14 protein-coding genes and 1 pseudogene are annotated in these 13721 nt (G+C 67.6%); 10 read left to right on the top strand and 5 right to left on the bottom strand.

The annotated features are described in order from the left end of the window. From Q7V45_RS26075 to Q7V45_RS26060, 4 genes and pseudogenes are all read left to right on the top strand, one after another. Nucleotides 1-376, top strand: a pseudogene (locus Q7V45_RS26075) (ATP-binding protein); the annotation flags it as partial. 416 nt (nucleotides 377-792) lie between these two features. After that, nucleotides 793-2016: an IS256 family transposase gene (locus Q7V45_RS26070; RefSeq protein WP_304857327.1), complete on the top strand. Its 1224-nt coding sequence runs from the start codon at nucleotides 793-795 to the stop codon at nucleotides 2014-2016. Between the two features lie 444 nt (nucleotides 2017-2460). Beyond that, a complete protein-coding gene (locus Q7V45_RS26065) occupies nucleotides 2461-3396 on the top strand; it encodes an SGNH/GDSL hydrolase family protein (protein WP_304857325.1) in 936 nt (311 codons plus the stop codon). 1 nt (nucleotide 3397) lies between these two features. Continuing rightward, on the top strand, nucleotides 3398-4915 hold the full coding sequence (locus Q7V45_RS26060) for a hypothetical protein (protein WP_304857324.1): 1518 nt from the start codon (nucleotides 3398-3400) through the stop codon (nucleotides 4913-4915). A gap of 15 nt (nucleotides 4916-4930) precedes the next feature. Here the strand turns inward: Q7V45_RS26060 and Q7V45_RS26055 are convergent, their stop codons facing one another. From Q7V45_RS26055 to Q7V45_RS26045, 3 genes are read right to left on the bottom strand one after another with little or no spacing between them, the layout of a single operon-like run. Beyond that, nucleotides 4931-5794 (bottom strand): alpha/beta fold hydrolase, encoded by an 864-nt coding sequence (locus Q7V45_RS26055; RefSeq protein WP_304857323.1) that lies wholly within the window; start codon nucleotides 5792-5794, stop codon nucleotides 4931-4933. Next, nucleotides 5791-6369 (bottom strand): DUF488 family protein, encoded by a 579-nt coding sequence (locus Q7V45_RS26050; protein WP_304857321.1) that lies wholly within the window; start codon nucleotides 6367-6369, stop codon nucleotides 5791-5793. Before Q7V45_RS26050 ends, Q7V45_RS26055 begins: the two co-directional genes overlap by 4 nt. Beyond that, nucleotides 6366-7259, bottom strand: coding sequence for a LysR family transcriptional regulator (locus Q7V45_RS26045; protein ID WP_304857320.1), 894 nt, complete (start codon nucleotides 7257-7259; stop codon nucleotides 6366-6368). The genes Q7V45_RS26050 and Q7V45_RS26045 overlap by 4 nt, the downstream gene beginning before the upstream one ends. Before the next feature lie 203 nt (nucleotides 7260-7462). Here Q7V45_RS26045 and Q7V45_RS26040 point away from each other — a divergent pair, with 203 nt between their 5' ends. From Q7V45_RS26040 to Q7V45_RS26030, 3 genes are read left to right on the top strand one after another with little or no spacing between them, the layout of a single operon-like run. Further along, nucleotides 7463-8209: a sulfite exporter TauE/SafE family protein gene (locus Q7V45_RS26040; protein WP_304857318.1), complete on the top strand. Its 747-nt coding sequence runs from the start codon at nucleotides 7463-7465 to the stop codon at nucleotides 8207-8209. A gap of 8 nt (nucleotides 8210-8217) precedes the next feature. Further along, the gene (locus tag Q7V45_RS26035; RefSeq protein WP_304857317.1) at nucleotides 8218-8640 is read left to right on the top strand and encodes a PaaI family thioesterase; all 423 of its coding nucleotides are present in this window, start codon (nucleotides 8218-8220) and stop codon (nucleotides 8638-8640) included. 1 nt (nucleotide 8641) lies between these two features. Continuing rightward, nucleotides 8642-9163, top strand: a complete 522-nt coding sequence (locus Q7V45_RS26030) for a PaaI family thioesterase (protein WP_304857315.1) — start codon at nucleotides 8642-8644, stop codon at nucleotides 9161-9163. Nucleotides 9164-9295: 132 nt separating this feature from the next. Here the strand turns inward: Q7V45_RS26030 and Q7V45_RS26025 are convergent, their stop codons facing one another. Then, nucleotides 9296-10195: a LysR family transcriptional regulator gene (locus Q7V45_RS26025; protein ID WP_304857314.1), complete on the bottom strand. Its 900-nt coding sequence runs from the start codon at nucleotides 10193-10195 to the stop codon at nucleotides 9296-9298. 70 nt (nucleotides 10196-10265) lie between these two features. On the opposite strand from Q7V45_RS26025, the gene Q7V45_RS26020 reads away from it, so the two are divergent. From Q7V45_RS26020 to Q7V45_RS26010, 3 genes are read left to right on the top strand one after another with little or no spacing between them, the layout of a single operon-like run. Then, the gene (locus Q7V45_RS26020; RefSeq protein ID WP_304857312.1) at nucleotides 10266-10904 is read left to right on the top strand and encodes an HAD-IA family hydrolase; all 639 of its coding nucleotides are present in this window, start codon (nucleotides 10266-10268) and stop codon (nucleotides 10902-10904) included. Further along, nucleotides 10901-11875 (top strand): tripartite tricarboxylate transporter substrate-binding protein, encoded by a 975-nt coding sequence (locus Q7V45_RS26015; RefSeq protein ID WP_304857311.1) that lies wholly within the window; start codon nucleotides 10901-10903, stop codon nucleotides 11873-11875. The genes Q7V45_RS26020 and Q7V45_RS26015 overlap by 4 nt, the downstream gene beginning before the upstream one ends. Before the next feature lie 20 nt (nucleotides 11876-11895). Beyond that, the gene (locus Q7V45_RS26010; RefSeq protein WP_304857328.1) at nucleotides 11896-13020 is read left to right on the top strand and encodes a DSD1 family PLP-dependent enzyme; all 1125 of its coding nucleotides are present in this window, start codon (nucleotides 11896-11898) and stop codon (nucleotides 13018-13020) included. A gap of 1 nt (nucleotide 13021) precedes the next feature. On the opposite strand, the gene Q7V45_RS26005 is transcribed toward Q7V45_RS26010, so the two are convergent. Then, nucleotides 13022-13721, bottom strand: a 700-nt coding sequence (locus tag Q7V45_RS26005) for a helix-turn-helix transcriptional regulator (protein ID WP_304857310.1), incomplete at its 5' end; no start/stop codon positions are given.

Genomic DNA, 13721 nt, shown 5'->3' with positions numbered 1-13721 from the left:
GTCCTCTACCATCGCATGCCCCGGCTGTTCGAGGCCCTGGCGCTCGCCCGCGGCGATGGAAGGCATGCCCGCCTCCTCAAGACCCTCGCCCGTGTCCAGCTCCTCATTCTCGACGATTGGGGCCTCGCGCCCCTTGCCCCCCGAGCAGCGGCGCGACCTCCTCGAGATCATGGATGACCGCCACGGCCGCGCCACGACCATCGTAACCAGTCAGCTGCCGGTCGATGCCTGGCACGCCACCATCAGCGATCCAACCCTCGCCGACGCCATCCTCGATCGCCTTGTTCACAACGCCCACAGGATCACCTTGAAGGGAGACTCCATGCGTAAAGCCGCCGCCAAAATCGCCCCGCTTGACCTGGGATCCGCCGCCTGACTTGATCACAACGCCAACAACGGAGAGCACTGGCCGGGATCATCGGAATCCCTGGCTGCCATCAATCGGAATCGATGGCCGCCTTCGTTCGGAACCGGTGGCCCGCTTCGTCGGAATCCGCATGAACCTTGTCCCCCCGCGATGATCCGGCCTGATGTGGGGATTCCAAAGTGAGCTGCGATCCGACACCTACGGAGAACTGCATCTGGCGATATCGCGATGATGAAGGCCGTCGAGAACGCGCAAATTGCGATCGGGTCGTGCCCCCGGTGGTGGTGTAGCTGCTGGCAGCAAGGCCGCGAGCGAGCGCGCCCGTAAGGGAGCGCTGTAGCGAGGGAGCGGCCTTGCGGTGGTCACCGGCGATCTCCGGGTTAGGGTCTGGTTGCGACACCAACCTTTGACCAAGGAGACCACCGATGACCGACGAGATGATGAACCTGCGTTCGCTCGTGGAGAAGGCCCCGGACGCCGACGTTTTGCGCGAGATGATCGGCTTTGCCGCCGAGCGGCTGATGGAGCTGGAGATCGGGGCGTTGACCGGAGCGGCCCATGGCGAGAAGAGCCTGAACCGGCTGGCGCAGCGCAACGGCTATCGCGATCGCGATTGGGAGACCCGGGCCGGCACGGTCGAGCTGCGCATCCCCAAGCTGCGTCGCGGCAGCTACTTCCCAGGGTTCCTGGAGCCTCGCCGGATGGCCGAGAAGGCGCTCACCGCCGTCATCCAGGAGGCCTACATCCAGGGCATCTCGACCCGCTCGGTCGACGAGTTGGTCAAGGCGATGGGCATGAGCGGCATCTCCAAGAGCCAAGCCTGCCCTGAGCGAAGCCGAAGGGTCTCACGGCTGTGCGAGGAGATCGACCAGCGGGTAAAGGCCTTCCTCGACCGGCCGATCGAGGGCGACTGGCCGTATCTGTGGATTGACGCCACCTACGTGAAGGTCCGCCAACAGGGCCGCGTCGTCTCGGTCGCCGTCATCGTGGCGGTCGGCGTCAATAGCGACGGCCGGCGCGAGGTGCTGGGCATGGATATTGGGCCGTCCGAGGCCGAGACCTTCTGGACGACCTTCCTGCGCAAGCTCGCCCGCCGTGGGTTACGCGGCGTGAAGCTGGTCGTCTCCGACGCTCACGAGGGCATCAAGGCGGCCGTCTCCAAGGTTCTCGCCACGACCTGGCAGCGCTGCAGGGTCCACTTCATGCGTAACGCCCTGGCCCATGCCGGCCGCAGCGGAAGGCGTGTGGTCTCGGCCTTCATTGCAACGGCCTTCGCCCAGGACGATGCCAGGCAGGCCAAGGCGCAATGGCGCCGCGTCGCCGATCAGCTCAGACCCAAGGTGCCGAAGCTCGCCACGTTGATGGATCAGGCCGAGACGGACGTGTTGGCTTACATGAGCTTCCCCCCGCAGCATCGTGCCAAGCTGCACTCCACCAACCCCATCGAACGCCTCAACGGCGAGATCAAGCGGCGTACCGACGTCGTCGGCATCTTCCCCAACGAAGCGGCTATCACACGACTCGTAGGTGCCATCCTGCTCGAACAAAACGATGAGTGGGCTGTCCAGCGCGCCCGCTACATCACGCTGGAAAGCATCGCTCCCGTCAGCGATGATCCAATCATCGGGCTGCCCGCCGTGGCGGCCTGAGCGATCCGACTCTGGCTTGAGATCGTCGTACTGACCATCCGTCAGCTACACCACGCCTCGGGGCACGATCTGCGATCGCTGATCGGCACTGACAAATCGCTGTTCATGTCCGAAAATTCGCTGTTCGGTCGCCACGAATACGCTGTTCCCAAACCGACGGACTCATCGGCAAAAGGCCAAAAAATGGGCTCGTCACGTCCGTACAGCGGCTCGATTTGGCTGGAAATCAAAAAAATTCGCTGTTAATTCGCTGTTAGCAGGGAATTTCACCTGAGAGACCGGTTCGCAGTCGACTGCTCCCACAGCCATCGCGCCCTCTTCGAGGGCTTCGACGTCCGTCTGTCTTCTGGATGAACCGCTCGAGCGACAAGGTCTATGAACTTTCTCAAGAATACGCTTCTGGTTGTCATTCTCAGCGCCATTTGCGCGCTTTGCCTCGAAGGGATGACACGGCTCTTCCTCGACAACGGCATGCTCTACGAGCTCGAAATGTGGCGCTATGCACGCGACGTGAAGGTTCGCGACATGCGGCCCGACCTCGGGCATCGCCATCGTCCCAATGCCGAGGCGCAGCTCATGGGCGTCAGGGTGGTGACTGACTCGCGCGGCTTCCGGTCATCGGAGATTCCCGAGAAGGCGCCGCCGGGCGTGGCGCGCATCGCCTTCGTCGGCGACTCGACGACCCTGGGCTGGGGCGTCGCGCAGAACGAGACCGCCGCCGCCCGCGTGACCGCCGCACTGGTCGCCGAGGGCCGCAAGGTCGACAGCTACAATCTCGGCGTCGGCAACCACAACACGCTGCAGGAACTCACGCTGTTCCGTGACTCCGCGGCGAAACTGAAGCCCGACATCATCGTGCTGACCTACTTCATCAACGATGCCGAGCCGATGCCGACCTATGGCCAGACCTCGTGGCTCGATGAGCATTCGGCGGCGTGGGTGGTCTTCAGGTATCGCCTCGATTCCCTGATGCGCCAGTTCGGCGAGGCGCCCGACTGGAAGCGTTACTACCGCGAGCTCTACAAGGATGATGCCGCCGGCTGGCAGCAGACGCGCAAGGCGCTGCAGGGCTTCGCGACGACGGCGCGGGAGATGGGCGCCAAGCTCGTCGTGTTCAACCTTCCCGAGCTGCGTGAGCTGAAGCCCTATCCCTTCACCGACGTCACCGCCAAGGTGAAGGCCGACGTCGAGGGGCTGGGCGTTCCCTTCTTCGACATGCTGCCGACGGTCGAGAATCTCGATCCGGCGAGCCTGTGGGTGACGGTTCCGGACCCGCATCCGAACGGCGCTGCCATGGCGGCGTTCACCACGATGATGGTGCCCGAGCTCAACACCCTGCTGGACGGCCTGTGCCGGGACGAAGGCAAGGGTTGCAAGTAGAATGCGGTTCCTCAAGGACGCGCTGCTTGTCCTGATTTCGCTCGTGCTGAGCGCGGTCGTGGCCGAAGCCGTCGTTCGCTACATCGACGGCTATCCGATCCTCCGCACACCGCTCGGCGAGGCGATGGGCCTCGCCAGCGTGAAGCAGGATTCGGTCGACAAGGTGCCGCGCGCTGCCGGCGTCGAGCGCGGCTGGTTCTTCGACGACCCCGCGCCGCTGCCCAACAAGCGCGCCATCCCCGAGGACTGGGAACGCCTCTATCGCTTCGTCGAGGCCAATCCCGTCGGCGGCATGTCGTTCCGGCCCTCCGATGCCTTCAAGGTCTGGAACACCAGTTTCTCCGGCGATCCGTGCCGGCACTGGTTCCTGCGTCATGCGCCGGGCCAGCTCTTCCTTTACGACGCGCCGGACGGCCAGCCGCGGCCGCCCTACCGGTTCCTGCCCGACGTCACGATCCCGAGCGGCCTGACGACCAACCAGATCGGCTGGCGCGGACCGCCGATCCAGAATCCGAGACCCGAGACGACGGTGCGCATCGTCTTCGTCGGCTCTTCCACCGTCGTCGAGGCGCACCATCTGCCCTACTCCTGGCCGGAGTATGTCGGCCACTGGATGAACGTCTGGTCCAGGGCAAAGGGATTGGGCATCAGGTTCGAGGTCCTGAACGCGGGTCGCGAAAGCATCAGTTCCAGCGACATTGCCGCCGTCGTGCGCACCGAGGTGCTGCCGCTCAGGCCCGATCTCGTCGTCTACCACGAAGGCGGCAACCAGTTCCGGCCCGCCTCGATCGTCGAGAAGGTGCCGGACGTCCCGGTCACCCGGCCGTCGAATGCGCAGGAGGCGGCGGCCGTGAAGTGGCTCAAGCAGGCCGCCCGCTACTCCGCCCTGGTCGGCCGCGTCCAGGCCGCGTTCGCCATCGCCGGGGCCACGGCCGGCAACAACAGCGGCGCCGAGTGGCCCAAGCCCGACTACAAGGTCATCTGGCCCGAAGGGCTCGACGAGATGAATCCGGATCTCGACTTCGCCAACCTGCCGGTGAACCTCAATGTCATCCAGAAGGATCTCGACCGGATCCGGGCCGATCTCGGGACGGTCGGCGCCGACATGGCGATCACCTCGTTCTTCTGGATGGTGAAGGACGGGATGGTCGTCGACCCCGTCCGGCACCGGTTCATCATCGAGCAGCTCAATGCCGCCAACTGGCCCTACCGCTATCGCGACCTCGAACGGCTGGCGAAGTTCCAGAACCGGTTGTTCGCCAAGTACGCCGCGGTCCACGGGCTCGCCTTCCTCGATCTCGTCGGCAACACGCCGTTCGACCCGGACCTGTTCGTCGATGCCGTGCACACGTCCTATGCCGGGACGCGGATTCGCGGCTGGGCGGCCTTCAACCTGCTGGTGCCGCTGGTCGAGAAGAAGCTGGCCGACAAGGCCTGGCCGCGCCCCTGGCCCGCTGGCGCGCCGACGGCGCTGCCCACTTTCTCGCCGCGGACGACCAAGCTCGACTGCACGCCTTAGCCGAGCGAAGCTCGGCTAAGCGGCGTAGCGGCCGAGATGCTCGAGCAACAGCTCGTTCACCCGCGCAGGCCTCTGGTCGGCGGCATAGTGGCCGACGCCGGGCAGCACTTCGAAACGGTAGGGCGCGGCGATGAACTCGCCCGTGCCTTCGGCCGCAGCGCGCCCCACCGTGTCGTCGGCATCTCCCCAGACATAGAGCGTCGGCACCTTGATCGGCCCGAGTGGCATCCGCTCGCCGCGGGCCCGGTACCAGGCCAGCGCCGCTTCCATCGCCGGCGCGGTTCCCAGCACGGACAGATGGAGGTCGATTGCCTCCTTGGGCACGCCCTCCTTGGTGTGGCGCGTGCGCAGCCAGGCGCATTCGTTCGCGAGCAGTTTCGGGACGGCATCGGGCTCGAGGAATGCCTGGTGATGGCCGGAGCGCCGCTTCTGCTCGCCGTCCGGCATCGCCAGCGCCCGCGCGAACGACATCGGATGGGGCCGTGACAGAATGGTGAGCGAGCGCAGCCGCTCGGGGTGCCGGAAGGCGATGGCCCAGGCGAGACTCGCGCCCCAGTCGTGGCCGACGAGATGGAAACGCTTGTCGCCGTACCCGAGCGCCGAGACGAGGTCGAGCGCATCGCCGGTGAGTTTGTCGAAGCGGTAGGAGTCGAGGTTGGCCGGATCGGGCCGCGCGCCCGCCGAATAGCCGCGCTGGTTGGGTGCCACCGCGAAGTAGCCGGCCTCTCCCAGCACCGGGACCTGGGCTTTCCAGAAATGCCGCGACACGCCGAACCCATGTAGCATCAGCACCAGCGTCGCCGAGTCGTCGCCGGCCACGGAGGCGTCGAACACCATGCCGGGCGCGGTTTCTATGTTGCGGACTTCCATCTTGGTCATTCTCCCTCGCCGGTACCGGCGCGGCTCCACTTGGCTTCGAGACGACGCCAGGCGCGGGCAAGCCGCGCGGCACGATCCTCGAACAGGTCAGGGGCGGCGTCGTTGCCCAGCACCGTTTCCTCGACCTCATGATGGGATCGCGTGCCGCCGTCGGCCAACAAGTGTTCGATACTGACGCCGCGCTCTGCGAGACGGCGCGACACCAGCACCGTGCGATGACAGTCGAGCGGCTCCTTCTCGGCACACATCAGGCAGAGCGTCGTCTCCTGCGCCTCCTCGATCACGCGGTCGAGCGCGTCCTTGAACGCCGGCCGCGCGGCGAGCTGGTCGTAGCTGTCGGCCACGCCAGGCCTGCCGACGGGGGGCTTGCCGCCGAGGGCCGGGCCTTCATGCACATAGGCGATGCCGGCCTCGGCCAGCGACCGCGCGAGGTTCTTCTGGCCGAACTGCGGATGGCGGCGCGACCAGGGCGTGGAGCGCACGTCGACCAGCCGTTCGACGCCGCCCGCCTTGAGGAGCGCTACGAACCGTTCGATCGAATGGTTCGAATGGCCGATGGTCTTGACGGGCTTCATGCGAGGCGGCGCACCTTCTCGATGAAGGCCTGCGTCGCGGCCGAGGGATCGTCGCGGCGGCAGGCGAGGTTGAGCGGCACCTTGATCGCGGGCCGCCCGGTGAGGGGTCGATAGGTTACCCCTTCCAATGGCAGCCGGCTGAGGGACGCGGGCACGATGGTAATGCCAAGTCCCGCCGCCACGAGGTTGAGGGTCGAGACGATGCGCGGGGCTTCCTGGCTGACATTCGGGCTGAAGCCCGCGGCGTTGCAGGCCGCGATGATGACGTCGTAGAGGCCGCGCCCGGCGGCCCGCCGGTAGAGGATGAAATCCTCGGTCGCGAGATCCTTCAGGGTGAGCTTGGGCCGGCGCGCGAGCGGGTGGCGCGCGGGAAGGGCGGCCGACATCTCCTCGTGCAGCAGCTCGTAGACCTGGAGCCCCTGGGGTTCGACGAGCCCGGACCGGATGAAGGCGATGTCCAGCCGCTCGTCGCGCAGCGCGGCCAGCAGGTCGCCCGAACTGTTCTCCTCCAGCACGAAGGAAATGTCGGGCCGCTCGCGACGGAACTCGCGGATGGCGCGCGCCACCAGCGGATGGAACGGCGCGGAGGTGGTGAAGCCCACGGCGATGCGGCCGGTCTCGCCGCGCGCCGTGCGGCGCGCCTTCACCGTCGCGCGTTCGACGGCTGCGAGGATCGCCTCGGCATCGGCCAGGAAGGAGCGGCCGGCATCGGTCAGGCGGACGCCGCGCGGATGGCGCAGCAGCAGGGGCGCGCCGATCTCCTGCTCGAGCGCGCGGATCTGCTGGCTGAGCGGCGGCTGCTGCATGTGCAGCTTCTCGGCCGCGCGGGTCACATGACCCTCATGCGCCACGGCGACGAAATAGCGGAGGTGTCGTAGTTCGATTGGCATATCCAGAAAGTATCCAATCAGGATTTATCATATATTTGAACACTGTCTAAGCCGGCTGTACGAAAACCCACGACCTCACCCTGAGGAGCGCGCAAAGCGCGCGTCTCGAAGGGTGGGCAACAGGTTCGGTGGGTGCCCATGCTTCGAGACGCCGCTGCACGGCTCCCCAGCATGAGGATGTCCCCGGACCGGCGAGGGTTGAGATGGCGATATCGATGGCCCTGGGGCTGGGCGTCCTGATGGTGTTCACCGCCTTTCTGTCCGGCATCTTCGGGATGGCGGGCGGCATGGTGCTGATCGGCGTGCTGCTGTTCCTGCTGCCACTGCCCATGGCCATGGTGCTGCACGCCGTGACGCAGATGGCGTCGAACGGCTGGCGCGCCTTCCTGTGGTGGCGGCACATCCAGTGGCGCATCACGGCCTTCTATGTGCTGGGCTGCTTCATCGCGGTCGGGCTGTGGTCACTGACCCTCTACGTGCCGGACAAGGCCGTTGCGCTGCTGATGCTCGGCCTCTCGCCCTTCGTGCTGCGGGTCGTGCCGACACGGCTGATGCCCGCGACGCTGGGACCGGTCCAGGCGCTGGGCGGCGGCATTGCCTGCATGGCGCTGATGCTGCTGACCGGCGTGACCGGCCCGCTGGTCGACCAGCTGTTCCTGCGCTCGCCCATGAACCGGCAGCAGATCGTGGCGACCAAGGCTTCGTGCCAGGTGTTCGGCCACGGCTTCAAGCTCCTCTATTTCGGCGCCCTCATCGAGCAGGCCGGGTCGGTCGAACCCTGGGTGCTGGTTATGGCGGTGGGCGCCTCGATGCTCGGCACGTCGCTCGGCAAGCAGATCCTCGAACGCCTGTCGGATGTCCAGTTCCGCTCCTGGGCGGGACGCCTCATCACCGTGCTGGGTCTCTATTATGTCGGCTACGGCTTGGTGCTGCTGACCGGGATTGCCTAAGATGGCGCGTGGACATTCCAGCGGGCTTTCGAGAACTCACTGAGGCGACCGGATTCGCCGCGGCCAACGGGCCGTGGTTCGAAAAGGTCGAAGGGCACAGGGTGTGGCGGGGCTTCAGGCCCGGCCCTCAACATGCCAATGCGCTGGGCATCGTGCATGGCGGCATGCTCGCGGCCTTCATCGATGCCGCCCTTGGCTCCGTGGTCTACCGCGCCATCGACCGGCGCTGCGTCACGCTCAAGCTGACCCTCGACTACCTGACGCCGGCGCGGGTCGGCGACTGGCTGGAGGCCACGGGCGAATTGCTGGGCCACGACGAGCATGTGGCGCAGGTGAGGGGCCGTCTCTATGGTCCGCGCCACGATGTGCTGGCCGGGCTGGGCGACTTCGCGCTGCTGCGGCCAGGACGCCCCCTGAGAGTCCGGAGCTAGAGTGTCTTCCTACGAAATACCCGACGATCCGCCCGAAGGTTTCAAGCTCGTCGATTTCGCCCGTGGCCGGCCCGAGCCCACCTTCAACACCCATGTCGGCAACATGTACGCCAAGCGCGGCGAGAAGGGCACGCGCGACGAGTTCGTGCTGGCGATCCGCGTACAGCAGAACATGTGCAACCCGGCGGGCGGCCTTCATGGCGGCATGATGATGACGGTGGCCGACCTTGTGGGCACGATGGGCGGGGGCTACCTCGCCGGTCTGCGCAAGTTCCTGCCGACCGTCAGCATGACCTTCGACTTCGTGGCGCCCGCGCGGGTCGGCGACTGGGTCGAAGGCCGCGCCGAGCTGATCCGGCAGACGCGCACCCTGCTCTTCACCAACATCTACCTGACGGTGGGCGACCAGAAGATCCTGCGCGCCTCCTCGATCGCCAAGATCTCGTCGGGCGACGGCACCGGCTACACGAAGACCGACGCTGGAGTGCCTCCGTCTCCAGCTAACCAACCGCCCTCACCCTGAGGAGCCGCGCGCGGCGCGGCGTCTCGAAGGGTGAGTTGCAAACGTGGTGCTCGTGCCCATGCTTCGAGACGGCTGCTCCGCAGCCTCCTCAGCATGAGGATGGGCGTGTGATCCATCCCGCTCGGAAAGAGTCTAGCGGCCCGGCGGACGCGACCTGAGGGACGATTTCAGGAAGTCGACGAAGGAGCTGACGCGGGCCGAGATGCCGCGTCGCGCCGGCACCAGGGCCAGGATGTCGGCGCCCTCGAACGACCAGGGCGCCAGCACGCGCTTGAGCTCGCCGCGCTTCACGAAAGGGCCGGCGTCCCACTGCGAGCGCAGCATGAGGCCGAGCCCGGCCAGCGCCCAGTTGCGTACCACCTCGCCGTCGTTGCTGGTCAGCGTCGGCGTCACGCGCACGGCGCCGCTGCGACCGCCGCGGCGATGGCGCCACAGCGTCACGTCCTCGTTGTTCTCGCGCACGCAGAGGCAGTCGTGCTGCAGCAGGTCGCGCGGATCTTCCGGCGTGCCGCGCCGCTCGAGGTAGGCGGGCGCGGCGCAGACCCAGCGGTCGTTGCGCGCCAGCACGTGCGCCACCCAGGTCGAATCGCGGACCGCGCCGATATGCACGACGACGTCCGCTTCCTCGCTGTCGGTCCAGGGCCGCTCCGAGAGATCGAGCGTCACGCGGATCGCGGCGTGACGTTCGGCGAACCGGGCGACGATCGGTGCCACGTGCAGCCGGCCGAAGCCGAAGGGCGCGACCACCCGCAGCGGGCCGGAGAGGGCGCTGCCCTCCTTGCCGAGCAGGTCGGTGAGGGCGCCCATCCGGGCGAGCATCGCCTGCGCCTCGCTCACCAGGTGCTCGCCTTCGCCCGTGAAGCGCAGCCGGCGCGAGCTGCGCACCACGAGGCTGACGCCGAGCGTCCGTTCGAGCTTCTTGAGGCGCAGCGACAGGGCCGGTGGGGTGACGTTGAGCGACCGGGCGGCGCCGCTCAACGAGCCGGAGCGTGCCAGCGCTTCCATGAACTGCAGGTCGGCCAGGGTGATCATTCAGTTTTCTTTAACTGAAGTGTTCGTCCGATTTAAGCACCAACGGCCTGCGGCTTGCTACGTTGGCGGCATGACGACGACCTTTCCCAAAGCCGTCCTGTTCGACCTGCTGACGGCGCTCCTCGACTCCTGGACCCTGTGGAACGACGTGGCGGGCTCGGCCGAACGCGGCCGCGCCTGGCGCGCCGAGTATCTGCGGCTCACCTATGGCTGCGGCAGCTACGTGCCCTACGAACAGCTCGTGCGCGAGGCGGCGGTGGCGACCGGCTTGGCCGAGGGCGCGGCGGACGCGCTCGAGGCACGCTGGCTGGAACTGCCTCCCTGGAGCGGGTCGCAGGCCGCCCTCGACGCGCTGGCGGGCCGCACGAAGCTCGGCGTGGTGACCAACTGCTCGATCCGGCTCGGCCGGCAGGCGGCGGGGCGGCTTTCGACACGCTGGGACTGCATCGTCACCGCCGAGGAAGCCGGCTGCTACAAGCCCGACCCGCGCCCCTACCGCCAGGCATTGGAAGCGCTGGGCGTCGCGCCCGGCGAAGCGGCCTTCGTCGCGGGCTCCGGCTATGACCTGTTCGGCACCTCTGCCGTCGGTCTCAGGACCTACTGGCACAACCGCGTCGGCCTCGCGCGCCCCGACGGCGCGCCCCCCGCCGCCCTCGAGCGCCCGACGCTCGACGATCTTCTCCCCTGGCTGGAAGGACGTTTGTCATGATGTTGCGCCGACTTCTGCTCACCCTCGCGCCGCTGCTGCTGGCGGCCACCACGGCCACTGCCCAGACCTTCCCCTCCAAGCCGCTCACCCTGATCGTGCCCTTCCCGGCGGGCGGCCCCAGCGATGCGCTGGCCCGCGCGCTGGCGCAAGGCATGGCGGCGGATCTCAAGCAGACCGTCGTGGTCGAGAACATCGGCGGCGCCAGCGGCACGATCGGGCTGGCCAAGCTCGTGAACGCCGCGGCCGACGGCTACACGATCGGCTTCGGCACGATCGGCACGCACGTCGCCAACGCCGCCCTGTTCAAGAAGCTGCCCTACGACCCGCTGAAGGGCTTCGAGCCGATCGGTCTTGCCGGCACGGCACCGCTGCTGCTGGTCGCCAAGGCGGCGCTGCCGGTCTCGAACCTCAAGGAATTCATCGCCTATGCCGAGAAGCACAAAGCCAGCATGACCTATGGCAGCGCCGGCGTGGGCTCGATCTCCCACTATGGCTGCGTCGTGCTGCTGTCGGCGCTCAAGCTCAACATCACCCATGTTCCCTATCGCGGCGTGGCGCCCGCGATGAACGACCTGATGGGCGGGCACATCGATTTCATGTGCGACCAGACGACGACGGCGCTGCCGCAGATCGCCGGCGGCAAGATCAAGGCGCTGGCCGTGCTGAGCGACCAGCCTTTGCCGCAGCTGCCGGGCGTGGCCACGGCAGCCAGCCAGGGCTACGACGTGAATCTCAGGTCGTGGAACGCGCTGTTTGCGCCCAAGGGCACGCCGCAACCAGTCATGGCGCGGCTGAACCAGGCGCTGCGGGCGGCGGTGGCCGATCCGGCGCTGGTCAAGCAGATGAATGCGGTCGGCGTCGATCTGCCGTCGCCGGACGCGTTGCAGCCCGCTACCGTGACGGCGCTGATCGCGCGGGGGCTGGAGAAGGACGTGCCGGCGCTCAAGGCGCGCGGCGAGTATCTCGACTGAAGGATGAAATCTTGAAGCTGATGGATATCGAGACCCCGGCGGCGCTGATCGACGAGCGCCGCATGGAAGGCAACATCGCGCGGATGCAGGACCATCTCTCGGCGCTCGGCGTGCGCCTGCGGCCGCACGTGAAGACCTCGAAATGCATCGAGGTCGCGCGCGCCCAGCAGAAGGCGGGCGCCGTGGGCATCACGGTCTCCACCCTGAAGGAGGCCGAGCAGTTCTTCGCTGCGGGCTTCACCGACGTGCTCTATGCGGTCTGCATCGTGCCGGACAAGCTCGACCGGGCGCTGGCGCTTGTCGCCAAGGGCTGCGCGCTGACCCTGATGGTCGATTCGCGGGCGGCGGCCGAGGCCGTGGTGGCGAAGGGCAGGGAAGCGAACCAAACCTTCGACGTCATGATCGAGATCGATTCCGACGGCCATCGCTCGGGCGTGCAGCCCGAGGCGCCGGAGCTGATCGACATCGGCAGGATCCTGCAGGCGGGCGGCGCGACGGTGAAAGGCGTGCTGACCCATGCCGGCAGCTCCTACGACCTCGACACGCCGGCGGCGCTGCAGGCGCTGGCCGAGCAGGAGCGGGCCCTGTGCGTGCGCGCGGCGGAGCGGTTGCGCGCGGCGGGCATCGCCTGCCCGGAGGTCAGCATCGGCTCGACGCCGACGGCGATCGCCGCGCAGCATCTCGAAGGCGTCACCGAGGTGCGCGCCGGCGTCTACGTCTTCTTCGATCTCGTGATGTCGAATGTCGGCGTCTGCACGCCGCAGGACGTGGCGCTCTCCGTGCTGACCGAGGTGATCGGCCATCAGCCGGAAAAAGGCTGGGTGATCGTCGATGCCGGCTGGATGGCGATGAGCCGCGACCGCGGCACCCAGCGCCAGAAGATCGACTATGGCTACGGCGCCGTGTGCGATGTCGAGGGCAACGTGATCGACGGGCTGATCGTGTCGGGCGCCAACCAGGAGCACGGCATCGTCGCGCGCCGCGACGGTACGGCCGATGCAAGCCTGGTCGAACGCTTTCCCATCGGCGCGCGGCTGCGCATCCTGCCCAACCACGCCTGCGCGACCGGCGCGCAGTACCCGGCCTATCTCGTGGTGACACCCGCCGGTGACGCCACGACCTGGCCGCGCTTCCAGGGCTGGTAGGCTAGACCGTCGCGCCGAAATGGCTGCCGAGGGCACGGCGGCCTGAATCCGTGAGGCGCACGGTGCGGCTGCGGCGCAGGCGCTCGGCCCAGCCGCGCCTGAAGAAGGTGTCGGCGATGGCGGCGCCCAGGGCGCCCGAGATGTGCGGCCGGCGTTCGCTCCAGTCGAGGCACTGGCGCGCGAAGTGGCGCGTGCTTGCCTGGCGTGCCGTGCCGAGATCGACACCCAGGCGGTCGCAGAACAGTTCGCCTGACGCCGTGAGCTGCCAGTCGCGCGGCCCCCTGGGTTCGAGATGGCCCTGCCGGGTGAGCGAGTCGGTGACGGCGATACCGACCTGGCCCGCGAGATGGTCGTAGCAGGTTCGGCAGAATCGGAGATCGGGGTCGCGCCGCCACGCTGCGCTCTTCGACGCCGGCTTCGCCCGCGTGCCGGCCAGCGCCATCAACGATTCGATGGCGTGCGCCACCTCGGGTGAAGCCAGGCGATAGAAGCGGTTGCGGCCCTGGGCGCGGGCGGCCAGCAGATCCGCCTCGACCATGCGCGCGAGATGACCGCTCGCCGTCTGCGCGGTGATGCCGGCATTGTGCGCGAGGTCCGACGCGGTGTGCGCGCGACCGTCCATCAGCAGCGACAGCATCGAGGCGCGCGCCGGGTCGCCCATCAGGGCGGCAATCTCGGAGAGGGCATTCACGGTGGTCATG

Origin of the sequence: Reyranella sp., assembly GCF_030651995.1 — a bacterium.
Classification (GTDB): domain Bacteria; phylum Pseudomonadota; class Alphaproteobacteria; order Reyranellales; family Reyranellaceae; genus Reyranella.
The sequence above is the reverse complement of the archived record's forward strand: the minus strand, read 5'-3'. Positions and strand labels throughout refer to the sequence as shown.